At 64.3% G+C, this 26572-nt stretch carries 24 protein-coding genes; 7 read left to right on the plus strand and 17 right to left on the minus strand.

The features are described 5' to 3' along the window. Nucleotides 1–34 precede the first annotated feature (34 nt). Entirely contained in the window at nt 35–1048 is a 1014-nt protein-coding gene (locus tag ACX80C_RS12225; RefSeq protein WP_459326750.1) for a LacI family DNA-binding transcriptional regulator, read from the minus strand. Nucleotides 1049–1218: 170 nt separating this feature from the next. On the opposite strand from ACX80C_RS12225, the gene ACX80C_RS12230 reads away from it, so the two are divergent. Genes ACX80C_RS12230 through ACX80C_RS12245 form a run of 4 tightly spaced genes read left to right on the plus strand, consistent with a single transcriptional unit; the run spans nt 1219 to nt 5559 of the window. Next, a complete protein-coding gene (locus ACX80C_RS12230) occupies nt 1219–2637 on the plus strand; it encodes a Gfo/Idh/MocA family protein (RefSeq protein WP_459326751.1) in 1419 nt (472 codons plus the stop codon). Further along, nucleotides 2630–3586, plus strand: a complete 957-nt coding sequence (locus ACX80C_RS12235; RefSeq protein WP_459326752.1) for an NAD-dependent epimerase/dehydratase family protein — start codon at nt 2630–2632, stop codon at nt 3584–3586. The genes ACX80C_RS12230 and ACX80C_RS12235 overlap by 8 nt, the downstream gene beginning before the upstream one ends. A 3-nt stretch (nt 3587–3589) precedes the next feature. Further along, a complete protein-coding gene (locus ACX80C_RS12240; protein ID WP_459326753.1) occupies nt 3590–4495 on the plus strand; it encodes a 5-dehydro-4-deoxyglucarate dehydratase in 906 nt (301 codons plus the stop codon). Continuing rightward, a complete protein-coding gene (locus ACX80C_RS12245; RefSeq protein WP_459326754.1) occupies nt 4492–5559 on the plus strand; it encodes a mandelate racemase/muconate lactonizing enzyme family protein in 1068 nt (355 codons plus the stop codon). Before ACX80C_RS12240 ends, ACX80C_RS12245 begins: the two co-directional genes overlap by 4 nt. Here ACX80C_RS12245 and ACX80C_RS12250 read toward each other — a convergent pair. From ACX80C_RS12250 to ACX80C_RS12285, 8 genes are all read right to left on the minus strand, one after another. Further along, the gene (locus ACX80C_RS12250; protein ID WP_459326755.1) at nt 5549–6631 is read right to left on the minus strand and encodes a phosphotransferase family protein; all 1083 of its coding nucleotides are present in this window, start codon (nt 6629–6631) and stop codon (nt 5549–5551) included. The genes ACX80C_RS12245 and ACX80C_RS12250 overlap by 11 nt on opposite strands. A 91-nt stretch (nt 6632–6722) precedes the next feature. Beyond that, nucleotides 6723–7826, minus strand: coding sequence for a M24 family metallopeptidase (locus ACX80C_RS12255; protein WP_459326756.1), 1104 nt, complete (start codon nt 7824–7826; stop codon nt 6723–6725). Then, entirely contained in the window at nt 7823–9847 is a 2025-nt protein-coding gene (locus tag ACX80C_RS12260) for a DUF6807 family protein (protein WP_459326757.1), read from the minus strand. Before ACX80C_RS12260 ends, ACX80C_RS12255 begins: the two co-directional genes overlap by 4 nt. Nucleotides 9848–9871: 24 nt before the next feature. Next, on the minus strand, nt 9872–11176 hold the full coding sequence (locus ACX80C_RS12265; RefSeq protein ID WP_459326758.1) for an ABC transporter substrate-binding protein: 1305 nt from the start codon (nt 11174–11176) through the stop codon (nt 9872–9874). A gap of 37 nt (nt 11177–11213) precedes the next feature. Then, nucleotides 11214–12509 carry an ABC transporter substrate-binding protein gene (locus ACX80C_RS12270; RefSeq protein ID WP_459326759.1) on the minus strand — a complete coding sequence of 432 codons (1296 nt, stop codon included), beginning with the start codon at nt 12507–12509 and terminating at the stop codon, nt 11214–11216. A gap of 38 nt (nt 12510–12547) precedes the next feature. Then, nucleotides 12548–13480, minus strand: coding sequence for a carbohydrate ABC transporter permease (locus ACX80C_RS12275; RefSeq protein ID WP_459326760.1), 933 nt, complete (start codon nt 13478–13480; stop codon nt 12548–12550). Further along, the gene (locus ACX80C_RS12280) at nt 13470–14414 is read right to left on the minus strand and encodes a carbohydrate ABC transporter permease (RefSeq protein WP_459326761.1); all 945 of its coding nucleotides are present in this window, start codon (nt 14412–14414) and stop codon (nt 13470–13472) included. The genes ACX80C_RS12275 and ACX80C_RS12280 overlap by 11 nt, the downstream gene beginning before the upstream one ends. A 224-nt stretch (nt 14415–14638) precedes the next feature. Then, entirely contained in the window at nt 14639–15769 is a 1131-nt protein-coding gene (locus ACX80C_RS12285; RefSeq protein WP_459326762.1) for an acetylxylan esterase, read from the minus strand. Nucleotides 15770–15948: 179 nt separating this feature from the next. On the opposite strand from ACX80C_RS12285, the gene ACX80C_RS12290 reads away from it, so the two are divergent. Continuing rightward, nucleotides 15949–16290: a YciI family protein gene (locus tag ACX80C_RS12290; protein ID WP_459326763.1), complete on the plus strand. Its 342-nt coding sequence runs from the start codon at nt 15949–15951 to the stop codon at nt 16288–16290. A gap of 79 nt (nt 16291–16369) precedes the next feature. On the opposite strand, the gene ACX80C_RS12295 is transcribed toward ACX80C_RS12290, so the two are convergent. Continuing rightward, nucleotides 16370–17146, minus strand: a complete 777-nt coding sequence (locus tag ACX80C_RS12295; RefSeq protein ID WP_459326764.1) for an IclR family transcriptional regulator — start codon at nt 17144–17146, stop codon at nt 16370–16372. 155 nt (nt 17147–17301) lie between these two features. Here ACX80C_RS12295 and ACX80C_RS12300 point away from each other — a divergent pair, with 155 nt between their 5' ends. Together ACX80C_RS12300 and ACX80C_RS12305 are read left to right on the plus strand one after the other, a co-directional pair. After that, nucleotides 17302–18114: a maleate cis-trans isomerase family protein gene (locus tag ACX80C_RS12300; protein WP_459326765.1), complete on the plus strand. Its 813-nt coding sequence runs from the start codon at nt 17302–17304 to the stop codon at nt 18112–18114. A 9-nt stretch (nt 18115–18123) separates the two neighbouring features. Further along, nucleotides 18124–19467: an SLC13 family permease gene (locus tag ACX80C_RS12305; protein WP_459326766.1), complete on the plus strand. Its 1344-nt coding sequence runs from the start codon at nt 18124–18126 to the stop codon at nt 19465–19467. Between the two features lie 51 nt (nt 19468–19518). On the opposite strand, the gene ACX80C_RS12310 is transcribed toward ACX80C_RS12305, so the two are convergent. The 7 genes from ACX80C_RS12310 to ACX80C_RS12340 all read right to left on the minus strand — a co-directional run bounded on the left by ACX80C_RS12310 (nt 19519) and on the right by ACX80C_RS12340 (nt 26432). Continuing rightward, a complete protein-coding gene (locus tag ACX80C_RS12310) occupies nt 19519–20133 on the minus strand; it encodes a flavin reductase family protein (RefSeq protein ID WP_459326767.1) in 615 nt (204 codons plus the stop codon). Nucleotides 20134–20301: 168 nt separating this feature from the next. Then, nucleotides 20302–20781, minus strand: a complete 480-nt coding sequence (locus ACX80C_RS12315; protein ID WP_459326768.1) for an SRPBCC family protein — start codon at nt 20779–20781, stop codon at nt 20302–20304. Continuing rightward, nucleotides 20778–21140, minus strand: a complete 363-nt coding sequence (locus ACX80C_RS12320) for an ArsR/SmtB family transcription factor (RefSeq protein ID WP_459326769.1) — start codon at nt 21138–21140, stop codon at nt 20778–20780. The genes ACX80C_RS12315 and ACX80C_RS12320 overlap by 4 nt, the downstream gene beginning before the upstream one ends. A 139-nt stretch (nt 21141–21279) precedes the next feature. Then, the gene (locus ACX80C_RS12325) at nt 21280–22887 is read right to left on the minus strand and encodes an HNH endonuclease signature motif containing protein (RefSeq protein WP_459326770.1); all 1608 of its coding nucleotides are present in this window, start codon (nt 22885–22887) and stop codon (nt 21280–21282) included. Nucleotides 22888–22966: 79 nt separating this feature from the next. After that, nucleotides 22967–23803 (minus strand): SDR family oxidoreductase, encoded by an 837-nt coding sequence (locus ACX80C_RS12330; protein ID WP_459326771.1) that lies wholly within the window; start codon nt 23801–23803, stop codon nt 22967–22969. 110 nt (nt 23804–23913) lie between these two features. Further along, a complete protein-coding gene (locus tag ACX80C_RS12335; RefSeq protein WP_459326772.1) occupies nt 23914–25302 on the minus strand; it encodes a hypothetical protein in 1389 nt (462 codons plus the stop codon). A 92-nt stretch (nt 25303–25394) separates the two neighbouring features. Further along, nucleotides 25395–26432: a hypothetical protein gene (locus ACX80C_RS12340; protein ID WP_459326773.1), complete on the minus strand. Its 1038-nt coding sequence runs from the start codon at nt 26430–26432 to the stop codon at nt 25395–25397. Nucleotides 26433–26572: the final 140 nt, after the last annotated feature.

The raw sequence follows: 26572 nt of genomic DNA on the forward strand, positions 1-26572 counted from the left end.
GCAACAGTTCACCTGCCTGCCGCGCGGTCGGCAGTTACGCAGGTACGCGCCCGGTGCTCCCACGTTGTATCAGCTCCGGTTGGAACGTGGTGTGGGAGGGCTCGGTTCCGCCGTCGCCGAGGAGGCGGCGCATCTCGTGCCAGGCCTGCTCGCCGATGTCGTTGATCGGCACGGCAGCAGTGGTGAGCGGGGGCGTGGTGTAGTTGGCGAACGGAATGTCGTCGAACCCGGTAATCGAAATCTGCCCTGGGACGCTGATGCCGCGCTCGTGGAGGCCGCTGAGCAGCCCCATGGCCACGAGGTCGTTGAACGCCAGTACCCCGGTTGCGCCGCCGTCCAGTACGCTCTCCGCCGAGCCGTGGCCGGACTCGAAGCTGGAGCCGGCGGGAAGGACAGCCAGTTCAATCCCCGGGTGGTCCACGCTGAACTTCTCCAGTCCCTGTAGACGGGCCTGGTTGGAAACGCTTCGTTCGGGCCCCGAAAGGAACGCGAGTTTGGTGTGGCCAAGGGTCACCAGGTGCGCTGCCAGATCCTGGACGCCCTGCCCGTAATCGACCACGAGGCTGGGCGTCTGCGTGTCAGCCGTCGAGCGATTGATGAGCACCAGCGGGCGCAGCGAGGGAAGCAGCGCCTCAAGCTCCGCCTCATTCATGCGCGGGGCGCAGAGCACGACGCCGTCACACCGCCGTCGTGCTTCACCCGCCAGGATGGACTCTTCGCTGGACACTTCCGATGAGTCGGCGATCAGTACGCGGTAGCCATCCTGCGCGGCCGCGCGGCTTACCCCACGGAGCATGCCCTGGAAGGTTGGGTTGGCGAGGTCCGGTACAACGACGCCGATGGTGTCCGTCTTCCCGAGTGCCAGGCTGCGGCCCACTGCGTTGGGCTGGTAGTTCAGCTCTGCCGCTGCGGCCCGCACCCGGGCGGCGATGTCCGGGTCCACCGAGAAGTTTCCGTTCATGACGCGCGAGACCGAGGCCAGCGAGACTCCCGCCCGCTGCGCGACGTCGGTGATGCCCACCCTGCGGTTAGCTGTTTTCCTGGCCATAGGTTCCTTCCCCCGGATGGAGATCGGCGCCCCGGCAACAAATGGTTGACGGGCACACCGGTGTGTTGATAGAAAGCATATAACCTTTTTCAGAAAACGTTTTCTCGAACACATAGACATCACGGGCGCGATGTTGCAGCATCGCTGAAGCCGGCGACCGAAGGAGCCCCATGAGTACCGCCCCGCATACGGTTCCTGCTGAACAGCAGGAATCGACCAGCGAACGCACCCGCGTGGTGCTGATCGGCACCGGATCGCGCGCTGAGATGTACGTCCGTGCCGCGCTCGGCGATCACGCGTCCTCAACCGAACTCGTGGCCGTCAGCGATACCAATCCCGGGCGGACCCAGTACTACCTGGACCTCGCGGCGGAGCTGTCGCCGGAATCGAAGGTCGCTCAGTTCCCGCCGGGGGAACTCACGCAGTTCATCCGGGAGAACGGAATCGGCCGGGTCATTGTCACCACACCCGACTACACGCACGCGGACTACATCGTCGAGGCGCTGCAGGCGGGGGCCGACGTCGTCGTCGAAAAGCCGCTCACCATCGACGCCGAAGGTTGCCGGAGGATCTGCCGCGCGATCGAGGAGACGGGCCGCGACGTCGTCGTGACCTTCAACTACCGGTACTCGCCGCGCAACAGTGCGCTGAAGGAGATCATCCAGAGCGGCGCCATCGGTAAGGTGACGTCGATCGATTTCAGCTGGATGCTGGACACGGTCCACGGGGCTGATTACTTCCGGCGTTGGCACCGGCAGAAGGAGAACTCGGGTGGGCTGCTGATCCATAAGGCGTCGCACCACTTCGACCTCGTGAACTGGTGGATCGACGACGTTCCCGAGCGGGTTTTCGCCAGCGGCGGGCTGCGCTTCTACGGTGACACGAACGCTGCCGGGCGCGGCCTTACTGATCGCCCGGAGCGCGGCACTATAGACGAAGCTACGGACGACCCGTTCGCCCTCGACCTCCGAGACGATGAGCGTCTCAACGCCCTCTACTACGCCAACGAACACCACGACGGCTACCAGCGGGACCAGGATGTCTTCGCCCCCGGCATCACGATCGAGGACAATCTGGCGCTAGTGGTGGATTACGCCTCCGGGCCTACGCTCAGTTACTCGCTCAACGCCCACAGCCCCTGGGAAGGCTACCGGGTGGCGGTGAACGGAACCCACGGACGGGCCGAACTCGAGGTGGTGGAGCGGGCAGCGGTGTCCAGCAGTACCGACCAGAAGAACGTGGTCGATCCCAGTGCCACGCCGGTGGAGGAGGACGACGCCGTCCGGGTCAACGGCGAGCGACTCACCCTCCAGCGCCACTGGGAACGCGCCGTCGACGTGCCGATCGTCAACGGGGAAGGCGGCCACGGCGGCGGAGATGCGCTCCTGCTTGCGGACCTGTTCGAGGGACCCGGAGAGGATCCACTGGGCAGACCGTCTGGCTATCTGGACGGATTGCGCGCCGTCGCCGTCGGTATTGCCGGCAACGCCTCGCTCGAATCGTCCCTGCCGGTGCACATCAGCGAACTGGATTTGGGCGCCGACCTCGCCGCGGACCGTTCCGACAAGAGGCAGGTGCGCCGTGGCTGAGCGGGCACAGACTACGGTCCTCGTCACGGGCGGATCCGGCAGGCTGGGCCGCAGCGTGGTGACCGGCCTTGCGGAGGCAGGGTACGACGTCGTCTCCGTAGACCGCGCGCCGGTCCCGGACGGCGCGTTCCCGGCCCAAATTCGGCAGGAGTCCGTGGATCTGCTGGCCCCCGGCGTTGCCCGTCGGGTCATCGAGAAGCACCGGCCCGACGCCGTCGTGCACCTTGCCGCGATCGCCGTCCCGTTCAGCGCGCCCGAGGAGGTCATCCTCCAGACCAACAGCCAGCTCGCCTTCCAGGTTATGGGCGCGGCCACCGACCTCGGCGTCGGCAGGATCATCACCGCTTCCAGTCCCACCGTGCTGGGTTACGGGTCGCCGGCCGGTTGGACGCCGGAGGCCCTCCCTCTCGACGAGGAGACGACGCCTAAGCCGTGGAACGCGTACGCCCTCTCCAAACTGCTGGCCGAGCAGACCATGCGCATGTTCGCCGCCGCGCAGGGGGACCGGCTCCGTTACGCCGCGTTCCGGCCCTGCTATGTCATTTCGCCCGAGGAGTGGGCGGGCGCGCCGACCCAGCAGGGGCACACCGTCGTCGAACGCCTTGATGATCCGGCGCTGTCCGCGCCGGCCGTCTTCAACTATGTCGACGCGCGGGACGTGGCGGACTTCCTCGACGTACTGCTGCATTCCATGGACCGGATCCCCAATGCTGAAACCTTCTTCGTGGGAGCTTCCGATGCCCTGGCACGCGGGCCGCTGTCCGAGCTCATCCCGCAGTATCTGCCGGCCGTTGGTGCGCTCGCCGCTGGTCTCACGGGCACCAGCCCGGCGTTCTCGATCGATAAGGCGCGCAGGCTCCTCGGCTGGGAGCCCAAACGCAGTTGGCGGACCGAGCTGCCCGGTGAAAAAGACCAGCAGTTAGCTGCCGCGATTCAGGAAGTCAGGTAAGTCATGCAGTTCAACGGAGTGCTGTTCTTTCCGGTTACCCCTTTTTCCGCCTCGGGTTCGGTGGATACCGCCAGGCTGCGTGAGCACATCGGGTCCCGTCTGGATTACCGGCCGGGAGGGGTCTTTCCCGCGTGCGGTACCGGCGAGTTCCACGCCCTCGACATCGAGGAGATCCGCGCCGTCGTCATAACCGCCGTGAACGCCGTAAACGGGCAGGTTCCGGTGATTGCCGGCGCAGGCGGCCCGCTCGGGCACGCACGCGCTGCGGCTCGTGTTGCCGAGGAGGCCGGGGCCGATGCGCTGCTCGTGCTACCCCCTTACCTCGTCAAGGGGCCAACCGACGGGCTGGTTGCCTACGTCGAGGACATCGCTGCCGCCTCGAGCCTGCCGGTCATCATCTATCACAGGGCAAACGGTGCGGTTACAGCCAGTGCCGTTGCCCGTCTGGCCGCCAATCCGAAGGTGATCGGGTTCAAGGACGGCGTGGGCGACGTCGGCCTGGCGCAGGAGATCGTGTCCGCGGTCGCTGCCACGGGCCGCACGGACTTCCAGTTCTTCAACGGCCTGCTGACCGCTGAGCTCAGCCAGGGCGCCTACCGTGGACTCGGGATTCCGCTCTACTCCTCGGCTGCGTTCGCGATGGCGCCAGAAATTGCCACCGCGTACTACCGCGCCTACATCGACGGGGATGAACCTGTCCGCCATCGTCTGCTCGAGGGCTTCTACGCGCCGCTGGTGCGTTTGCGGGACCAGACCCCCGGCTTCGGCGTCTCGCTGATCAAGGCCGGGCTCCGGCTGGACGGGTTCGACGCCGGCTCCGTCCGCCCGCCGCTGGTCGACCCGACGGAGAGCCAACTCGTGGAACTCAAGGGCATCCTTGCCGCCGGGCGTGAGCTTGTGAACGCATGAGCCCGAAAATCACGGGCTTCTCCGCCCGCCTCATCACTGTGCCGCTGCCCCGCCCTTGGGGAGCGGATGTGCAGGAGAACTCCTTCCTGGCCACCACGGTGACAACCGACGACGACGGCGTGGGCCACGGTTTCTCCTGGACGCCGACCATCGGGCCGCACGCCGTGCTGGCGTTGTTGGAGCATGACATCGCCCCGTTTGTTGTGGGATTGCCGGCGCAGGCAGAGCCGGTCTGGGACGCACTGTGGGCCCGTCTCCATGAGGCAGGCGGGGGAGGCCTGACCACGATCGCCATGGCCGGCGTCGACCTCGCGCTCTGGGATCTGGCCGGGCGCCAGTCAGGCTGCTCTGTGCCGGACCTGCTGGGCCGGCGTCGTGAGGCTGTGCCGGTGTACGGATCGGGAGTGAACCTGCACTACAGCCTTGAGGAACTTCTTGAGCAGGTCCAGCGGTGGGTCGCCGAAGGCAGGCAGGCCGTGAAGGTCAAAGTGGGCAAGCCGGACCTGCGCGAGGATGCCGAGCGGATTGCCGCCGTCCGGGACGTCATCGGCCCCGACCGGGCGCTCATGATCGATGCCAATCAGCGGTGGGACCTGCCCACCACGCTGCGGGCGCTCGACCGGCTCGGCGAATACGGCCTGCACTGGCTTGAGGAACCCATTCGCGCCGATGACCTCTCTGCCTACCGGCGGCTGCGACGCTCCACTCCCGTCCCGATCGCGCTCGGTGAAAACGTGCACACCATCTACCGGTTCCGCGACTTCATCGAGGCCGACGCCGTGGACATCATCCAGCCCAACATCGTCCGGGTTGGCGGGATCACTCCGTTCCGGCGCATCGTTGAGTTGGCGAGGGCCAACAGCATTGCTGTCGCGCCGCACCTGCTTCCCGAGCTTTCAGGGCAGCTTGCCTCCACGCTCGCTGAAACGGCATGGGTGGAAGCGGTCGACGGCGCCACCCTGGCCGAGCTGGGCGTCCTGGCCGGTCCGTCGCCGGTCAGCATCACGGAGGCCGGACTTACGGTGAGCGGCCAGCCAGGTCTCGGGCTGAAGCTCAGGCGCTGAGCGCCCGGTCGGCTGAACTGAGAATCAGGTCCACCAGGACGATCAATTCCTCCTGCGCGACTGCCGGATCTTCGTGTGGGAGACTTCCCCGCCGCGGGGGTTGGCCCTTCTCAAAGCCCTCGACGACGTCGGCGGCCAGCTTCCAGCGAAGCGCCACCGCGGCGTCGAAACCCCGGCGTATGTCAGCGACGGTGATGTGGCGTGCCTCCGCGCGGAGAGCCTCGGCGTAGCGCTCGAAAGCAGCATCGACGATCGGCGCCACGACGCTGGCCAGCGCATCGCCGCGGCGTACGGAGGCGAAGAGGAGCGAGGCGAGGTCTGCTCCCACCGGGCCCGGGCCGACTGATTCCCAGTCGATCAGGACCGTCCGGGCCTCGGTGGAGAAGACGTTCGCGCCCACGGCGTCGTGGTGGCAGAGGGTGTGCGGGAGGGATTCAAGGATCTCCCGGCACCGCCGTTGTGCGAGGACCAGTTTCGCGGCTTTGGGCATTTGGTCACCGAGACCTGCGACCGCACCCGGGTGTGCGCGGCGTAGTCTCGCGAGTCCCTGTTCGACGGCTTCGGGCTGGCTGTGGCGGTCAATCCAACCCGTGAAGTACCAGGGCTCCGAGAGCTCGCGGCCGGCCCACCGGCCGGCCATACCACCAAGATCGTGTGCGGCAGCGAGGATCGCGTTGGCGTCCAGCGGCCGGGCGCCCTCGTGCTGGATTTCCTCAAGCCAGAGGGTCATTCCGCCGTCCGGGCTTCGCCGGCGCCCATACGCTCGCGGTGTCCCGATGCCGGGGGCGACGTCGTCGAGCACGCCCGAGCCGTAGGCTTCGAACTCGCGGATTCCGTTATCCAGCAAGTACGGGGTGGCCAGGAGAGGTCCTTCGGTGTGCTTCTCGATCACCGACCACGGAACGGTTTTCCCGTTCACGGTCGCGTTCCCGTGTAGGCGGCTCACGCTGCGGTGTGCGAGGAACGCGTCGTAGTCCAGGGGCGTCCGTTTCACCCCTTCGAGGGCGGTGACCTGCCCGCCCACGGCGTTGGAAACTGCCAGCTTCAAGGATTCGGTCAGCTCCGTGTTCACGCCCCACAGCGTAGCTGCTGCTGATCCTTAAAGAACTTTTCGTGCAGCTCTGGCGGGTTCCCACGCTTGTGAGTCGCCGCGCGCTGGTTCCCTAAACCTCCAGCGTTACCGGCCGCATCAAGCCGTTCACTTCGACAGTGGGCCAGCGCTCGTCCACGCTTAGCACACGAATGCCGTCGGGAGTCCGCAGCACCGTGTCCTCGATCTTCACCCCGGGTCCGGAGGGGTTCCAGGTGAACGCCTGGTTCAGGACCACAGGATCGTCGGTCGACGCCGTGACCCGCGGGTCCCTGCCCGCGTAACCGGCAGGTCCGCCCTGGTGGTGCAGCCGCCACTGATCCGCACCGAAGCCATGTACCTCGTATGAGCCGCGGATCGTCTCGAAGATCCCGTCCAGCCGCACGCCCGGAACAGTAGCGGCGAAGATTTCCGCCTCCACGGCTGCGATCCTCGCCTCGGCGTCGCGCTCGGCGGTCGTCGACCCGTCGAAACGCACCCAGCGCGTCACATTCGCGACCATGCCATTACGCCGCGCACACACCACGGCCATCGCCCGCCGTCCAAGCGGTGCCGCCGTCGACAGCGGGTGCCGGAAAGCGGACCGCTCCCGGCCGTTACACAGCAGGACCAGCGGTTCCGCCCCCATCGCGATCACCCGGGCTGCCAGTTGCGCGGCGACATCGCGTTCGGCGGTATGCGGTCGAGCCGCCGAAAGGACGTCGGTCAGAGCCTCGGCCACCTCGCGGTTGAGTACGGCATACTGCTCCGTCTCGACCGGCAGGAGCGACTGCCGCGCCTCGCGCAGCTCACGCCGGACGCTTGCTTCCTCAAGCGGTCGCGACGGTGCCAGCCGGCTGGCGACGTCGTGCAGGGATCCGTGCCAGGGAACAGGATGAACGACGACGTCGGCCGGCAGTTCCTCGCGCATCAGCCGGTCCGCTTCGTTGTTGAAGGTCACCAGATGGTCGCGCTCGCGGTCAACGAGCAGTACCGCGATCGGGTCACCTGCGAGGCTGATATGGAGACGGCTTCCGCCCAGATACCAGGTCATTGCGGTGTTGGTGGTCAGGAGCAGGGAGTCGTGCCCGGTGCGGTCCAGGATGGACACGACACGGCTGCGTTTGACTGCGCGCTCGTCGAGATCCGCTACGGGATCCGCAAAAGATTCAAGCCCGGGCTCGGAGGTGGTGGTCATGGGTGCCTTTCATGGGCCGCGAGGATGCGGACGGCGTCGGGGTCCAGGGCGCCGTCGGCAATGAGAACGGTGACTGAGCGGGTCAACGGAGTACTTCGAGTGACGCTGACCGGCCGGTTCCACGCAAGCGCAAGCCCCACACCCGGATAACTCTCGGAACGCACAAACCAGGGATCGGGCGCGTTGTCATTGGGCAGGAAGAGCAGCGTTGCCGGCCGGCCCGTGAAGCTGCCCTGCCAGCACAACCAGCTGGACACCGTGCCATGGACGCCCACCTCACCTGAGGCGTCCGCCGTCGTTATCACAGCGTTTTCGCAAGCGGGCAGGCGCCAGAAGAAGCCGCCGTAGCCGCCGCCATCCCGGCCGTTCGATCCGGGGCTCCCCAGCGTTATCGTGTCGTCGCCGGCGGGTGTCAGGGCGAAATCGATCGTGAGGGCCCACGCGGCGTCGTTCACTGTGCGCCAGCTGATGCGGCGGGCTTCATGCAGCAGCGCGGCGCCGTCGGGGCCGCTCCAGCGCAGGGTCTCCTCTAATGAATCGGCGTTCTCAACCAGTCCGGTCCGGGAGATCCGGCCGTGGTCCGGGCGCCACACATAACCCTGTTCCTCGCGGCGATACGTGCGTCCGCCCCACAGGTTGGTCCCGTTGACGTCCTGCACGGCAACCCCGGCGCCGAGGTGCCACACATGGTCTGCGGGGAAATGATCGGTGACAATCACGCCGCCGCGTGTGGTCACGGGATGCAGGTAGGGGCGCGGGGAGAGGAACGGCGCGACGTCGGTCCCGTCCCGGTAGGAGCCGACCTCACCGCCGCCAAGCACAAGCCGAACGGACGACGACGGCCGCGCCCAGCCCGGATCCAGTTCACGGAAGGTGGCCTGGGCCAGGCAGGCGCGCTGCAGGAGGTCCTCGATCCCATGCACTACGGGGTGAGCGTCAGCGCCCTCGCCGGTCCAGGTGACGTACGCGGAATCGATCGCATGGGGAGGCGGAGCCAGCCGGACGGCGTCGAGCACCCGCATGAAGGCACCGGCGGAAGCGAGCGGGCTGATCAACACCGTCCCACTGGCACGGTGTTCGAACAGATTGGCCAGCAGGTCCGCGCGGCCGAAACGCTCGCTGGCAGCGCCCTCGGCCGTGGTGACGACCAGCTCATCCTCGGTGTAATACAGCACCGCGGTACCCTCTGTGCCGTGGAGCGTGACGCTTGGGCGCGTCTGCTCCGCGGCACACAGGGTGAGTGCGAGCGTGACCACGGTTCCGGGAGCCGTCCGAACCCGGATGGTGGACGTGTCGTCGCACTCGATGTCGTGGGCCCGGTAAAGGTCCGTCTCGACGGTAGCCACGTCGGACGCTTCCCTGGCACCGGCCACACGAAGGGCGGTCGCGACCGCATGGGCAAGCGGATTGGTGGCCACGCCGTCGACCACGTCCACTCCATCCAGCGTTCGCTTTCCCGCCCAGCGCGAGCGCGCGAAATAGCCCCGGGTCCGCACCCAGGCTCCCTGCGCGCTCACGCCCCGGACCGAACCCAGCGTTCCCGTTGCCACGAGATCGTCGAGCCGGTCCAGCGCTGCCGAGCCCAGGCTTTGAAACCCGGCCTGCACGGCAACGCCGGCTTTCTCCGCCGCGGCGAGGAGGGAGTTGTACTGCTCCATAGACGCCACCGGAGGCTTCTCCACATAGACGTCGGCGCCCGCCTCCATTGCCATGAGCGCGAGCGACGCGTGCGCCTGGATGGGGGTGGCGATGACGACGACGTCGGGCGCCGCCCCTGAGGCGAGCAGGTCTTCCAGGTTCGCGAACACGCCGATGTCGGCACCCAGCGTCCCGGTGGCGGGAGGGCGGGGGTCCGCCACGGCAACCAGGCGGGCGGCGCCGTCGTTCTCCAGCTTGCGGAGATTCTCCAGATGGCTGGCGCCGTACCCATGGACGCCCACCAGGGCCACCCGCGCAACGCGGGTACTTTCATCGACCGGGTACCCGGAGCCGTGCGTCAGCCGGGGTGCGGAGTCGAGCATGTTCGTTTTCCGTTTCTGGGATGATCAGCCTGCGCTGATCATTCCTTCTATTTCGGCGGTCATTTGTTCGGTGGCCTGTTCGGGTGTGAGCTTGTCGAAAAGGACCTCGGAGACGTAGCGCTTGACCATGTCCTGGACGCCGCCGGCTCCCACGGGGGAGGGCAGCGGTGGTTCGGCCATGTCAGGGCGGATCTCGTCGAGGAAGTCCACTACCGCCTGATCGTTCTCATCCAGATCCGGAGCGATGGCGGCAGCCATGTCCGGGTTGGCGGGGACGCCGCGGTCAACGAGCATCTTCTTTGCGGCATCCGGGTTGTTCGCGAGGTAGTTCACGAACTCGGCGGCTGCTTCCTGATCATCCGACTGGCTTGAGATGGACCAGTACATGGAGGCCTTGTAGTACATGCCGTTATCCGCTGCGGTTCCGCTGTCCGATGGGACGCGCAGCATCGTGACGTCACTGCCGCTGGCCGTGCGGAGGGCGGAGAGCTGGTTGGACCAGTACCAGCCCATCGCTGCCCGGTTGGTCGCGAAGCCGCCGGCTTCGAAGGAGCCGGACATTTCTTCGGTGTACCGGGCGGCGCTCGGCCCGCCGCCGTCGCGTACTTCGAGGAGGTGCTCGAACCACGCCGTGACGTTCTCCGGCGTGTAGCCCACGGTGCCGGGTTCGGCGTCGTTATAGAGGTTCTCGCCGTACTGGCGGAGCCAGATTCTCAGGTCCACGTCCTGCGCACCGTAGTCGGTGCCCACGACGTCTCCGCCGAGCTTCTCCTCCAGTTCGGCGGAGATGCGGTAGTAGTCATCCCAGGTCCAGGTGGTGTCATCGGGCAGTTCCATGCCGGCCTGCGCGAACAGGTCCTTATTAGCCATGACCACGTAGGCGTTCTGCCCGGTGGTCAGTCCGTAGAGGCCCTCCTCGTAGCGCCCGAGGTTCAGGGCGGCGTCGTCGAACTTGGACGTGTCCAGGCCTTCAAGGGTGCTGAGGTCAGCCAGTGCGCCGCGACCCGCGTACTCCTGCAGGTACTTTTCGTCCATCGTGATGACGTCCGGGGCGTCGCGGCCTGCTGTGGTTGTCGCGAGCTTGTCCCAGTAGCCGCCGAAGTCCGAGTATTCACCCTCGATGGTGATGCCCTCGTTCCCGGCCTCGAACAGATCGATAATTTCCTGATTGGCCACGTGGCGGGGGTCTGAGCCCCACCAGGAGAAGCGCAGGCTGCCGTCGCCTGCCTCCGCGCTGCCGCCATTGCCGCAGGCACCGAGTGAGAGCGTGAGTACGACGGCGGCCGCGGCGGCCGTAAGCGTACGGGTTGGGCGGGAGGATCGTTTCATCTCATGTTGTCCTGTCTTCCGGATCAATGGTGCCTGGTCAGCCTGCGCTGATCATGCCTTCGATTTCTGCGGTCAGCTGCTCGGCGGCCTCTTCGGGCGTGAGGTTGTCGAAGAGGACTTCGCCGACGTAGCGCACGATCGTTTCCTGGACCGTTCCCGCGCCGATCGGCGAGGGCTTGGGGGAGCCGGAGACCTCGGGTTCGATCTCTTCGAGGAAGGAGACGACGGTCTGCTGGGATTCATCGAGCAACGGTTCAATCGCGGCTGCCATGTCCGGGTTGGCCGGCACGCCGCGGTCCACGAGCATCTTCTCCGCCGCGGCCGGGTCATTGGCGAGGAAGTTCACGAATTCGGCTGCGGCGGCCTGGTCATCCGATTGGCTGGAGACTGACCAGTACATGGAGGCCTTGTAGTACATGCCGTTGTCCTCGGCGTTGCCGCTGGGGGAGGGCACCCGGAGGATGCGGATGTCGTCTCCGGTGGCGGTGCGCAGGGCGCCGAGCTGGTTGGACCAGTACCAGCCCATGGCCGTCTTCTTCGTGGGGAAGTTCTCCGCCTCGAAGGTGCCGGCAGCGGCCTCGGTGAACTGTGCTGCGCTGATGCCGCCGCCGGTGTCGCGGACGTGAAGCAGGTGCTCGAACCAGGAGAGAAGGTTCTCCTGTGAGTAGCCCACCGTGCCCGGCTCATCCTCGCTGTAGAGTTCTTCGCCGTTCTGGCGGAGCCAGATGCGCAGGTCACCGTCGAGGGCACCGTAGTCAGTGCCCGCGACCTCGCCCAGCTTCTCGCTGATTTCAGCGGAGATCTCGTAGTAGTCGTCCCAGGTCCAGGTGCTGTCGTCCGGGATTTCAACGCCGGCTTCGGCGAAGAGGTCAGCGTTGACCATGACCGAGTAGGCGTTCTGGCCGGTGCTGAGCCCGTACACACCGTCCTCATAGCGGCCGAGGTCCAGCGCGGATTCGGGGAACATGGACAGGTCCAGGTTCTCGAGTTCCGTGAGGTCGGTCAGTGCGCCGCGGCCGGCGTATTCCATGATGTATTTCTCGTCCATGGTGATGACGTCGGGCGCGTCCCGCCCCGCCGTCGTCGTCGCCAGCCTGTCCCAGTAGCCCGAGAAGTCAGCGAATTCGCCGGAGATGGTGACGGCGTCGTTGTTGGTTTCGTAGATGTCGATGATTTCCTGGGTGGCCTCGTGCCGTGGGTCCGATCCCCACCAGGAGAAGCGGAGGTTGCCGTCGCCGGCGGACTGGCTGCCGCCGTTTCCGCAGGCGCCCAGGGCCAGGCCGAGCACGACGGCGAGGGAAGCGGCGGTAACAGGGCGTGAGAATTTCGTCATTGAATTTCCTTGTCGTTGAGCTGTCGTTTGGGCGGTGCTTATTTGATGCCGGTGGTGGCGATGCCCTTGACCAGGTACTTCTGGCCGAACAGGAACACCAGGAAGACGGGCAGGAGGGAAACGATGGACATGGCGAACATTGAGCCCCAGGAGGAGGTGGCGGTGCTGTCCACGAAGGAGCGCAGGGCAACCGGCACCGTATACATTTCGGGGTCGGTCAGGTAGATCAGCTGGCTGAAGAAGTCGTTCCAGGTCCAGATGAAGGTGAAGATGGTGGTGGTTGCCAGCGCGGGCATCATCAGCGGAAGGATGATGCGGGTGAAAATCCGCACGTGCCCGCAGCCGTCAATGCGCGCCGCCTCGTCCAGTTCCTTCGGCAGCCCACGGATGAACTGCACCATGAGGAAGACGAAGAACGCGTCCGTGGCCAGCAGTTTGGGGAGCACCAGGGGGATGAAGGTGTTCACCCAGCCCATCTCGGAGAAGATGATGTACTGCGGCACGATGATCACGTGGATAGGCAGCATGATCGTCATCAGCATGATGGCAAACAGCAGGTTACGACGGCGGAACTTCAGCCGGGCGAAAGCGTAGGCTGCCATCGAGCAGGAGACCAGGTTGCCGATGATGGAGCCGACCACCACGATCATCGAGTTGATCATGTAGTGCCCAAACGGTGACTGTAGGGCGTTCCACCCTTCCGTGTAGTTGCTGATCTCGAAGGTGTCGAGCCAGAGGCCCGCCTCGCGGAAGATCACATCGTTGGGCCGAAGCGAGCTCACCAGCATCCACAGCAGCGGGTAGAGCATGATGATGCCGAAGACGGTGAGAAGCAGGTGCTTGAGGAGGCGGCGTCCGGTGCTTCCGCTCAGTTCCTCGGTGTTGCGCTTGTTCCGGCTGGCCGGTGGTTCAGTTCGCTTTGGCTCAGTTGCGGGTGTGGTGCTTGTCTGGGGCGCGATATTAGTCGTCATAGAACACCCACCATTTCGAGGCGATGAAGTTGATGAAGGTGAAGGCCGCGATGATGAGCAGCAGCAGCCAGGCCATTGCTGAGGCATACCCCATGTTGAAGTTGCCGAAGCCCTGTTGGTAGAGGTAAAGCGTGAAGAACATGGTCGAATCGGCGGGGCCGCCGGTGCCTCCCGAGACCACGAAGGCCTGGGTGAAGGACTGGAACGCTCCGATGATCTGCAGGACGAGGTTGAAGAAGATGATCGGGGTGAGCAGCGGGGCGGTGATGGTGGTGAACTGCCGCACCTTTGAGGCACCGTCCATGGCCGCGGCCTCGTAGTACATCGTCGGAATCTGCCGAAGGCCCGCAAGGAAGATCACCATCGGAGCGCCGAAGGTCCACACGTTGAGCACCATCAGGGTGCCCAGGGCGGTGGAGGGATCGGCAATCCATCCCATGCCCTCGATTCCGACGAGTGCCAGGAGCTGATTGATCAGACCGTCCGTGCCGAAGATCTGGCGCCACAGCACCGCGATGGCAACGGAGCCACCGAGCAGGGACGGCAGGTAGTAGATCGAACGGTAGAAGCTCAGGCCCCGCATGCCGCGGTCCAGGATCAGTGCAAGCGCCAGTGCCGCGATGAGCTGGAGGGGAACGGAGACGAAGACGTAGAGGAACGTCACCCCGAGGGAGTTCTGCAGCCGGGTGTCCTCGAACATCCGGAGGTAGTTCTCCAGCCCGGTCCATTCCGGGGGCTGAAGCAGGTTGTAGTCGGTGAAGGAGAGGTAGAGGGACGCCGCCATCGGGCCGACGGTGATGACGGCCAGGCCAACCAGCCAGGGTGCGAGGAACAGGTAGGAGACCCGCTCCTCCTTCTTCTCGGCGGCGGTCAGTTTCCGCTTCTTTGCACGCGGCTCCTTTTTCAGCCGCGACATCTCAGTCAAAGCTGACATTGCCGGTCCTTCCCGCACATTGGCGGGCGCGTTGCGACGCCGCCGCCCACGTGCCGTTTCGGAGCTTCATGGTGAACCTTCTGTCGATTGTTGGGTTCTTCCGGTGATCTCGAGAAAACGCTTTCTCGAGGATTTCACTCGACCCTAGTGTGTGACGCGGCGCACGTCAAGGAAACGTTTTCTCAGGTGCTTTCGTGGTGTCACATAGCCGCACGTTTCGTGCCTTAATGTGTGAGGGAAGCGCTGAGAAAGTCGGCCGATTCCCGCAGCATCCCGGCGGAGACTGCGTGGACGCCGTCGTGCAAGGTCCCTGTGTACCGGCCCGGCGCATCGCGCCTGAGCTTGGTGTCGGCGTCGTGCATTCCTGTGTGGGTGAAAAGGTGATCTTGGCGCGCGTACTGCATGAGGTAGCGGCAACCGGGATTGATGCTGGCGAGATCCGGCCAGTCGAATGTCCTGCCGAGCCCGGGTGTTGCAAGCAGCCAGGAGTGGGAATCCATCTGGGCGGGAAAGAGGCCCTCGAAAGTGGTCATCATGCAGGAGACGACGGCGGCGCGTACCTTGGGCGCAAGGGCGCTCAGTACCAGTGCCCTGCCGCCTCCGCCGGAGAAGCCGCCGACGGCGATCCTCGCGCTATCCACCTCAGGGAATGTGGTCAGCAGTTTGAGTGCCATGAGGTCCTCGAAGGCGACGACGCCTGCGTAACTGGTCCCGAGCAGGCCGGCGGTCTTGGCTACGACGTTCTCGTGCAGCGCCGCGGCCGCGTTGTACTCCATTGCTTTGGTCGGGTGGATGCCCTCTGCACGCCACAGTGCGCGGTGCGCGGCCATGCCTTCGGCTACGCGCCCTAATGTCTCCTTCAGGTCGAAACGTCTGCTTCCCCAGGTGAAGGAATCGTGGACGAGGACGGCGAAGCCCGCCTTCGCCAACTCATTTGCGATGGCCTGGCCCGAATACAGCTCCTGCTGCAGTGCTCTCACTTCGGGACTGTTGCCAAGGCCGTCGTCGATCAGCCGCTCGGCGCCGAGCCACTTGTTGCCGCCGTGGCAGTGGAGCCACAGCACTCCGGGGAGTTTTCCTTGTTTTCCGGGTCTTCCTGGCTTTCCCGCTGGGGTCAGCAGGTGGGCCCGTGTGGGCGGTCCATAGGGGAGTTGCCAGCTGAGCTGCCGTATCCGGACCTCGTCCACCACGGTTTCGGGTCCGCTCTGAACTCGAGTTTCGGGGATAGGGCCGGGTACACCAAGCGCCTCGCTGAGTTGGGCGCTCGCCTTGCTGTGTCCTTCGAGCCGGCTCATGCGGCGGATTGCGTCGGGCCAGTCTTCGTATCCGGCGATCGGGCTTGGGGGCGAAGTCATGCCCGAGAGACTACCGTTTGCTTTGTGCCGGCGGCCTGGACGTTCCAGCGAACCCGCCGTCCCAATGAACGGGCCGTTTCGCTGGGAGTGTCTAGACATTCCCAGTGAAACCTGTGTTTCGGTGGGAGGATCGGCGAAGATGTGAATCATCGGTGTAGCGCAATGAAGGAGTCAGCACGATGACCAAGTACCTGATCTCGTTTCCGAGCGCCGCAATGGTTGTTCCCGACGAGGAGATGCAGGCAGTTTCGGATGCTTCGCACGCGGTTGTGCAGGAGGCCAAGGATGCCGGTGTGTGGGTGTTTGGCGGTGGGATTAATGAGAGCGTTCCGCCGGTGATGGTCGACGGCGATGGAACAGTGACTGAGGGCACCTATGCGCAGACGAAGCAGCTCGAAGGCGGTTACGCGGTGCTGGAAGTGGCCTCTCGCGAGGCGGCTCTGGAGTGGGCTGCCAAGTTCGCGACGGCATGTCGGTGTGCGCAGGAGGTGCGTGAGTTCGGGTACGATCCGGCGAGCTGATAAGGGGGCGGAACTCCTGCACTCCGTCGGAGTGCGGCCTTCGCGCAGGATTGACGGTCTTGTCGACGCCGCACTGCTGCTAGGCAGACCTAACAAAGCCAAGTGCATGACTCGCGGCACGTGCTGCCGAAGCCACGAGCGGGCCAAGCCGGTCGACATCCCCCATGGTTACCCGCTGCGTCGGGAACCCGAGTCCAAGTACCGCCACAAGAGTCCCGGAGACGTTGAACACGGGTGCGGCAATTGAGCCGACGTCGCTGTGCCGTTCGCCGAACGCCGCGAAATATCCCTGCTCTCTCGTTTGTTTTACCTGATGATCGAGCGTAGCCAGACTGTCCGGGGTGTCAGGCGTGAACTTCGAGAGTGCATTGCCCTCAAGGGTCGGGCGGGCTTCAGGATCGTAGGCGAGGAAAATTTTGCCGGGTGCGCCGGCATGGATCGGCATCACCATACCGACCGTGAACGGACGCATGACAACATGCCTGGTCTCCGCCACTGAAACGATCGTCCGGAAGGAGCCGTCGCGCACGTACAGGCACGCCGTTTCGCCTGTCTCATCACGCAGGTTCTGCAGGATCGGTTTGGTGAGTTGGACGATGTCCATTCCAGTGGTTCCCGTCGAAGCCCATCGAACCAGGCGGATGCCGATCCGGTACCGGTCGCCGTCGCGGTCCAGGTAACCCTCGTGAACCATGCTCTGCACCAATCGCTGGCAGGTGCTTGAGGGCAGCCCGGTCTGCCGGGCGAGTTGCTGCAGGGTCGGCTCAGGCGACTCGGGTGTGAAGCAGTCGAGGATCTGACTGATCTTCTGCAACACCAGGATTGGTGCCGCGCCACGGGAACTTTCTGCTGCCACTGAGGAGGCCTTTCGAGCGGGAATCGACGCGTCCATCGTAGTAGCGGAGCGAGGAAGACTTTGACATATCGTGATGGAACCCACATTATGGGATAACAACCCACCAGACGGGTTTGCAGTCTGGGCTTACAAACACAACGTCGTGAAGGACGCATATGAACACCGCTGCCGCATGCTGCGAAACAGAACCGGTCCAGGCGCCGGCCAACACCTCCCGGGTCGGGCTTATCGTCCCGAGCTCGAACACCACCATGGAAACCGAACTGCCGGAACTGTTCCGCCGCCAGTCGGAGGCCACCGGGCACCGTTACACCTTCCACTCGGCACGCGCCGGCATGAAGAAAGTGAACCGGGAAGAGCTTGCCGCCATGGTGGGCAAGGCCGCTGATTGCGCCGCTTCCGTTTCGGACGCCGACGTCGACGTCATCGCCTACGCATGCCTTGTCGCCGTCATGGCGCAGGGCACGAACGCCCACGTCGGATCGGAGGAAACAATCTCCAGCGCTGCCGCCAATAATGGCCACCCGGCCGAGGTGACCAGCAGCGCCGGCGCACTGGTGCGCACCCTCCAGGAAATCGGCGCGCGCCGGATCGCGATGATTACTCCATACGTTCCCGCGCTCACCCAGACGGTGTGCGAATACATCGAAGGCGCCGGCATCGAGGTAGTCGACTCGGTTTCCCTGTCCGTTGACAACAACCTCGAGGTTGGCCGTCTGGACCCGCAGCAGCTCCCCGGGATCGCCCAGACACTCAACCGGGAAGGCGTCGACGCCGTCATTCTGTCTGCTTGTGTGCAGATGCCGTCGCTCGCCGCGGTTCAGACTGCCGAAGATCAGCTTGGGGTTCCGGTCATCACGGCGGCCGTCGCCACGACGTATGAGATCCTCAAAGCTCTCGGCCATGCACCGGCAATTTCGGGTGCCGGGCGTCTGCTCGCCGGTGACCTTGTTCCGGCGAAGAAGTAGGACCACATCATGTCACTTGCCCTCATCGCCTTCCTCGTTCTGATCGCCGCCTTTGCATGGGGATCGTTCACCCGCGTCAACGCCGGTCTGATCGCGCTTGTCGCCGCATTCATCGTCGGCCCGCTGGTCGCCGGGCTCGACATCAAGGAAGTGATCGGCGCCTTCCCCGCCGGGCTCTTCTTCATCCTCGTCGGTGCAACGCTGCTCTTCGCGATCGTTCGCGTGACCGGCACCATCGACCTCATGGCCTACTGGTGCGAACGGCTTGCCGGAGACCGCAAGATTCTCGTGCCGATCCTGATGTTCCTGCTCACCGCCGCATTGGCGGCCGCCGGGGCCTTCACTCCGGCAGCGATTGCGATTGTGGCGCCTGTGGCGCTCGCGCTGGGCATGCGCTTTGGCATCAGCACTCTCGCCATGGGTCTCGTCATTGTTCAGGGCGCCAACGCCGGAGCTTTTTCTCCGGTGAACCCGTTCGGTGTACTGGGGAACCAGATGCTGGACAGCGCTGGAGCCTCGGGCGATTCCGGGAAACTCTTCCTCTACTGTTTCCTTTTCAACGCCTTGCTCGCCGTCATCGCCTATGTGCTCATTCAGGCCATCATGAAGCGCCGCGCCGCCAAGCGCGGCGAGAGCAACAGCAGCGCCCCATCCGTGAACGACGACGGCGGCGCGCCCGCCGGCGGTGGATCACCTGCAGGCACCGGCACGCTCACGGCCACCCGCCTGGAGACACGCACGATCACCAAGGTGCCCGTCACGCCGATGCGAATCCTTACCCTCGTTGCGTTGGTTTCGCTCCTGGTCCTGACAACCGTGTTCGGCATTGACGTCGGCGTCGCATCGTTGATCATTTCGCTTGTTCTTATCGCCGTGAACCCGGGCGTGCAGAAGCCGGCCTTGGAAAACATGCCGTGGAGCGCGATCATCCTGGTCACCGGGATCGTCACCTATGTAGGCATGCTGGAAGCGATGGGTGCCCTCGATGAGCTCCAGGCCGGCATTGAAAGCCTGGGCAACGGATCCATTGCCGCACTGGTAACCAGCTACGTTGTCGGTATGGTTTCGGCCTTCGCGTCGACCACCGGAACGCTTGGCGTCATCAGCCCGGTGATCACGCCGATTGCCATGGATCCCATGCTGACCCCGATCGGCGTTATCACCGCCGTCGCCATCAGTTCCTCCGTGGTGGACGTCAGCCCGATGTCCACCAGCGGTGCGCTGCTGATGGCCAGCGCTCAGCCGAAGGACGAGCGGATGTTCTTCCGTGCGCTGCTGCTCTGGGCAATCGCGATGATCGCGGTCGTGCCGCTGCTGGTGTGGTTCATTTTCGTCCAGCTCGGAATCGGCTGATCCGACTCCACACGCTCGGGAAAAAGGCCGGGGAACTTCCGCGATGATTGTTCAGCCGCGGAAGTGTCCCGGCCATTCCTCTGCCCGGATTCGGGCGATACGGCGGATCTCGCCGGCTGTGCCCCACTCGTCCCGACCGAGACGCGAAAGCGGCTGGAGTTTTCCGATTAAAGGATGATTGTCCTCAAGTGCATCCTCGTCGACCGCGGCGTGCAACACCTCGCCCAGGACAATGAAGCAATCACCAACTGGGATTATCCGGTTCAGCAGACATTCAACAGAGACCGGCGATTCCTTCACGCGCGGGACTGCAACCGTGAGGCTGGGTTCACGGGTGAGGTTCACGGCGTCGAACTCGCTTACGTCCCGGCCAAAAGCGGTGCCGGTGGCATTCACCTTCTCGAACAATCGCTCGGTTGCGAGATTGACCGTGAATTCACCGGTTTCGCGGATGTTGTTCAGGGTGTCCTTGCAACCGACCGACGTGAACTGTAGGACCGGTGGTTTTACCGAAGCAACTGTGTAGAAGGAGTGGGGAGCGAGGTTGTCGACGCCCGCAGCGGAGCGTGAAGCGACCCATGCAATGGGACGCGGAACCACTGTCGCGGTCAGTAGCTGATAGAACTGGGCGTCGGAAAAGCTATCCCGGGAAAAGTCCTTGCGCATGCTTCGAGCCTATGCGTTCCCCGGGACTGGCGCTCAGCCAGGAAACCGATCGCCCCCAGCGCCATTCCTGCTGTCATAGCGTGTCCCGCGTTGTGCCATGCCCCGGTGTAACTGCCGGTTCGCTGCAGTCTTCCGAGGAGAAGCACGCACGTGTTGGCACCGGATGGGTCAGGTGCGGCTCGCAAGAAGTTCGTCCAGCCGCTCGTAGCCTTCGCTCATTCCGCCCTCCATTCCGGATTGCGCCATGCCGTCGCGGGCTTCCTGGCTGGGATACACCGAGTGCCCGACCACCTTCGATCGCCCGCCGCCCAGATCCTCGAACGTCATGAATTCGATACTGACGACGTCGGGATAGCCGTCGAACTCGAAGGTCTGGATTGCGAACTCGTTTTCCCGAACGGTGTGGAACACACCGCTGAAGCCGTACGCGGCGCCGTCGGGCCCGGTATGGATGTAGCGGTAGCTACCGCCGGTGCGGAAGTCGTAGTGGTCGATTTCCATCTGGAGCCCACGCGGCCCGAGCCACTGCGAGATCATCGCTGGGTCTTTGTGGGCCTCGAAGACGGCCCCGACCGGGTAATCGAACTCCCGCTCATAGTCGATGAAGGGAGCGCCTTCCGGCACTGAGAGTTTGAGTGCGTTGCTCATGATTGATCCTTGCGTGAAGGGCCCTCGCGGGCTGTGCTTGTTTTGGTTTCGAGTAGGTTGTCGAGCGCGCGGAACTGACTCTCACGGACAAGTCTGTACTGGTCAATCCACGCCGTCAGCGACTCCAGCCTCGCGGGGTTCAGGTGCACGGGACGGCGCTGGGCATCGCGCGAACGCGTGACCAGACCCGCCTGTTCCAGAACCCCGATGTGCCTGGAGATCGCCTGTTTGGTGATGCTGAATGGTTCGGCCAGCTCGTTGACTGTTGCAGGACCCCGGCTGAGGTGGGCGATGATGCGTCGACGGGCAGGGTCGGCCAGTGCCAGGAAGGCCCGGTCGAGGAGCTCGTCATCGTTCATGATCAACCTAATCCTTTATAAACGAGTTGGTTGATTAAGAAGATAGACCTGATTCGCTGATGGTGTCAAGCGTTTTTCGGTAGGACCGTATCGCTCATCTGGGCACCGCTGGAACTGGGCACCGCTAGAACTCGGCACACTAGAAAGGCGGCGGTGGCTCGGGCACGGCGGTATAAGTCTCTCCGCCGAGTGAGGTGACATGCGGTACGCCTTGATTGCCCTGCCTCGCTAGCCAGATGCCTTCAGTTTTCAACTTGTGATGGAGCTTGCACCGGGGCAGGAGGTTCCCGAGTTCTGTTTTCCCGCCGTGTGCCCACGGGGTGGTGTGATCAAGTTCGGACGACCAGGATGAGCGGTTGCATCCGGGATGAATGCAGGTCGGATTATTGATCCGGACCCAGTCCTGCAGATGCTTGGGCGGCCGGTATCTGTCCCTTCCAACACTGAGGACGGCGCCGGTTTCCGGATGCACAAGGATTCTGGTGAAACTCGGTGCATGCGCGGCCAGGTTGCGTGCCGTCTCCGGGCTGATCGGCCCGTAACCGTCCAGCAATCCGTTCACACAACCGGCGAGATCAGGTGCACCCTCAGGACCAGTACCGCCGTCAACCTTGGTATTTCCGTAACCGGCGTCCTTGGGGCGAGTCTCCGCGCTGGCGCCCTCTGGCCTGTCACCGGTTGAACCGCCACTGGTTAAACAGTTGTCGTATGACTGCGCGCCGTTGAGGGGGACGTCGTCTGGAACGTGTCCAGCGCGTGCCTCCTGCCAGTCGGCTCGTTTCTTGCCGAGCAGCGTCATCAGCGGGACGGTAACGAACACGTTCGCGCCTATTCCGCGGAAGCCGGTGCCGTTCTTCGGATCGCCTGTGCACGTGTGGGTAAGCACGTCGGTGAAGACGTCAGCTCGTAGCTGGGACAGGGTACGGGGCTCCTCGGGGCCCTGGAGGGAGCGTGCTGCGGAGTCGACCCGGTTGAAAATTCCATGCGCTTGCTCAGCGGGCAGGTACGCGCCCAGCCATGCCATCCCGTCCTGTTCATGGGCAATGGTTACGGTTCTGTCCTTTACCGCCCGTGACCGGCGCTCGGCGATCGATTCCGGGTGCAGTTCCTCGCGCAGCCGCCGGCATGCGCGGGTCAGCTTGGGGCGCGTCATGGTCCCGGCGGTTTGCAGGACACTCGCTTCGAACGTGGCCACTGCCTCATCGGGAATGGACCCGGATTCCTCCACAATGACCTGCGCCTGGACTGCACTGATTTTGCCTTGGTCGAGCTCCTGCCACGTACCCGGGAGGATCTCGCTCAACCGTAACGCCTCCCCGAGCATCCTGTGCGCTGTCCGTCCAGGCACCCGCAGCAATGGCGCTATTTCCTGCGCCGCAACGGTGAAGGCAAACCGAGGATCAGCGTCCCCGGTCCGGAGCTCGTGACCTCGCACGGAATGAAACACCCGTGCGATCAGCGCGGCTTTACGTGCGGCAGCCCACGATTCCAAACGGTCTGCGGCCCGAAGCCGTTCCAACGTGTCCGACAGGCTCTCGGGCTGATCAGACAAGGCTACGTCATGTAGCCTGCCCACCAGCCCAAACACTGAAGCGTTCTCGGCTGAAGCCTGTGCTGGCTCGCGGGAGAAGGCATCCGGTTCCTCGGCTCCTTCGGGATCCAAGACATACGCAAGCGGAACCTCAGACCAGTGTAGGGACGCCTCGGCGTAGGCATCCTCAAGGGTCATTCCGCTTCCGTTGTTCATAGAAAGAGTCAATCACCCGCCTACGACATTTTCGGATCGCCCTCATCGGCCGCGGAAGCCGGGTGACTACGGCTTCGTCTTACTGCCTCAATAGTGCATCGAGTGTCAGGGGCGCCGAGCCCGTCAGGTCACGTACCGCCGTCGTCGTCCTCGCCAGTTGGCCGGAGGCGATCGCGGTGTAGGTGCTGACCCACGCGTCGAGCTGCCATGAGGGCGCACCGTAATCGGCGCGCGAGGCGTAGGCCTCCTCGACCGTCTCCTCCTCGTAACGAAGGTTACGGCCGGTCACGCTCGTGATCGTCGCCGCTGCCTCTTCGAGCGAGAGGGCCGCCGGGCCGGTGAGATCATATGTCTTCCCACCGTGCGCGTCGGGGTCTTGAAGTACGACGACGGCGGCGCGCGCCACGTCCGTCCGTGCCACGGCAGCGACCCGGCCGTCACCTGCGGGACCGCGGATGACGCCGTCGTCGTCGGCGAACAGCGGGAAGAAATCCAGGTAGAGGTTGTCACGCAGGAATGTGAAGTCCATGCCGGAGCGGCGGATGTGCTCCTCTGTGGCCCAGTGGTCGCGGCCGAGGGTGAAGATTGAATCTTTCGCGGCGGCGAGGAAAGACGTGTACACGATGTGCTGGACACCGGCCTCTGCAGCGGCGTCAATGAAGGTGCGGTGCTGGTGGACGCGGTCTTCAGCTTCCGAGGCGGAGACCATGAAGAGGATCTCGCTTCCGCGCAGTGCATCGATCGCGGCCTGCTTGTCCGTATAACTGCCTGTCGCGATGCGGGCGCCTGACAACTGAGGCGCCCGTGCCGGGTCGCGCACGAAGAGCTTCTGTTCGAAGCCCGCCGCCGACAGGCGGCGCGCCACTTCTCCGCCAACATGTCCTGTTGCACCCGTGATTGCCAATTGGAGAGTCATGCAGGGTGGAGCGCTGTAATCGTTGGTGCTATTCCCCGAACGCGCACTACTTCTTGAACGCGCGGAGTCGGGCCGGTGGCTGCCCACCGGCCCGACATCATGCGCTCTGGTTAGGAGAAGAGCTCGAAGTCTTCGAAGAGCTCTTCCAGCTCATCGAAGAGGTTCTCGAGTTCATCGAGGAGGTCGTCGAGGTCTTCGTTGCTGCTCTCATCATCGCCTTCGGTTGCGGCGTCGACTGCTCCGGTGACGTTCGCGTCAGCTGCGAGTCCCAGGCCGAGGTCTGAGGTGAGGTTGCTGTCGGTGTTGTTGTCGTCGCCTTCGACGGTGCCTTCGAGTGCGGCGTCGATGTTGGCGTCAGCTGCCAGTCCCAGGCCGAGGTCTGAGGTGAGGCTGCCTTCTGAGGAGTTGTCGTCACCTTCAACGGTGCTTTCGACGGCGGCGTCGACGTTGGCGTCAGCTGCGACGCCGAGACCGAGGTCTGAGGTCAGGCTGGAGTCTGAGGAGGAATTCTCACCTTCTACGGTGCCTTCGAGTGCGGCGTCGACATTCGCGTCAGCTGCGACACCGAGACCGAGGTCTGAGGTGAGGCTGCCTTCTGAGGAGTTGTCGTCACCTTCAACGGTGCTTTCGACGGCGGCGTCGACGTTCGCGTCAGCTGCGACACCGAGACCGAGATCCGAGGTCAGGCTGCCCTCCGAGGAAGAATCCTCACCCTCGAGAGCGCCTTCGAGTGCGGCGTCGACATTCGCGTCAGCTGCCAGTCCCAGGCCGAGGTCTGAGGTGAGGCTGCCTTCTGAGGAGTTGTCGTCACCTTCAACGGTGCTTTCGACGGCGGCGTCGACGTTGGCGTCAGCTGCCAGTCCCAGGCCGAGGTCTGAGGTGAGGCTGCCTTCTGAGGAGTTGTCGTCGCCTTCGAGAGCGCCTTCGAGTGCGGCGTTAACGTTGGCGTCAGCTGCGACACCGAGACCGAGGTCTGAGGTCAGGCTGGAGTCCGAGGAGGAATTCTCACCTTCTACGGTGCCTTCGAGTGCGGCGTCGACGTTGGCGTCAGCTGCGAGTCCCAGGCCGAGGTCTGAGGTGAGGTTGCTGTCGGTGTTGTTGTCGTCGCCTTCTACGGTGCCTTCGAGAGCGCCTTCCAGTGCGGCGTCAACGTTCGCGTCAGCTGCGAGTCCCAGGCCGAGGTCTGAGGTGAGACTGCCTTCTGAGGAGTTGTCGTCACCTTCAACGGTGCTTTCGAGTGCGGCGTCGACATTCGCGTCAGCTGCCAGTCCCAGGCCGAGATCCGAGGTCAGGCTGCCCTCCGAGGAAGAATCCTCACCCTCAAGAGCGCTTTCGACAACGCTCTCGACCGTGGCACCGACCTCGAGGTTGATGCCCGTATCGGCCAGGAGGCCCTGATCGCTGTCGAGGTCCAAAGCTGATGCGGCGCCCGCTCCGAAGAGCAGAATCCCGCCGGCAAAAAGGGTGCTGCAAAGCCCCTTGCGTACAAACGAGTTCATGGTTATTTCCCTTACTGAATTGATGTGCCGAATGCCGGAAATGGCATCGGAAAAACCGTCTGCTGCACAACAAAGGCGCAGCGGAGGCCACATCAATCAGGGGAGAAGCCGTGCTCCGAGGCTAGGGAATGGGGAAGATCTTCATCGTCGGCGGCATTGGATGCACTGCCTGCGATGGAAGCTGAGAAGTAGCCGTTCGGGAGGTCTGCGGGTGCGCTGCCACCGGAATCTGCTGCCGTGCGCAACGAAGATCCCGACGACGACGAAGAACCGGCAGGTGCGGCCGAGGGCGTCGCGCCCGGATCTCCGATCGGGAAGCCAGGTCGGTCATTCACTGCTGCCTGAATCGCCGCAACATCATCAGCGACGTCAGCGGCAACCGTGCTGCTCGCTGCATGAACGCTTGGTGCCGGAATGAAAGTTTCAGAAAGAACCGGCTCGGCGCCGGGGGCAACAGTTGAGCGCTCATCAACCAAGGATTCGTCAGCCGGCGCAACCTCCACCGGCGCAACGGGAGCGGGAGTTACGGGCTCAACCGGAATAACGACTTCAGGAGCAGGTGCAACAGGAGCAGGTGCAACAGGCGCAGGCGCAACAGGAGCCGGCGCAACAGGTGCGGGGATCACTGGAGCCGGTTGCTGGACCACCGGGGGAACAACGGGACCAACAACCGGCAGCTCAGTGACAGCGTCGACAACCGGCCCAGTGACCGATCCGACAACCGGAAGGTCCTCCACAACTTCGACCACCGGCGCGGTCACACGGCCAACTACGCGTGTGAGCGGCTCCGCGACGTCAGCTACAACGTCGGTTACGGGTGCGGTAATGGATTCCACGGGCTCGACGACGGCGTCAGTCACCTCGGTGACTTCGCCCAGGGTCTCTTCAACCGGCTCAAGCAGGCCACCGACAAGGCTGGAGCTCGTCTCGGATGAAGTGTCGGGCTCCAACAGGGAGTCCGACAACAACGAGCCAGCCGTAGAGTCCTGCGATGTAAGGGGTCCGAGGAGGCCGCCGCCGTCGTCGGCATTTGCCGCCACTGCTCCGAACAGGAGCCAACCGAAAGCGACCGTCAAAGAAGCAAAAAGGACACGGAAAGCAGCGGGCAGCGAACGTTTTCCGTGCTGCATCGCTCACCCCCTGCTACAAAGGCGGCGCAAAAATGAGGGCGCCGCGGAGACCGTGTCATGAGCAATTCGGACACCTACGCGGCGTGGATGGGTGGTGTTTCAAATTCATCCCAACTTCTCTCGCGAGACGCGGGCGCGAT

The sequence above is a fragment of the Arthrobacter tecti genome, assembly GCF_054511355.1.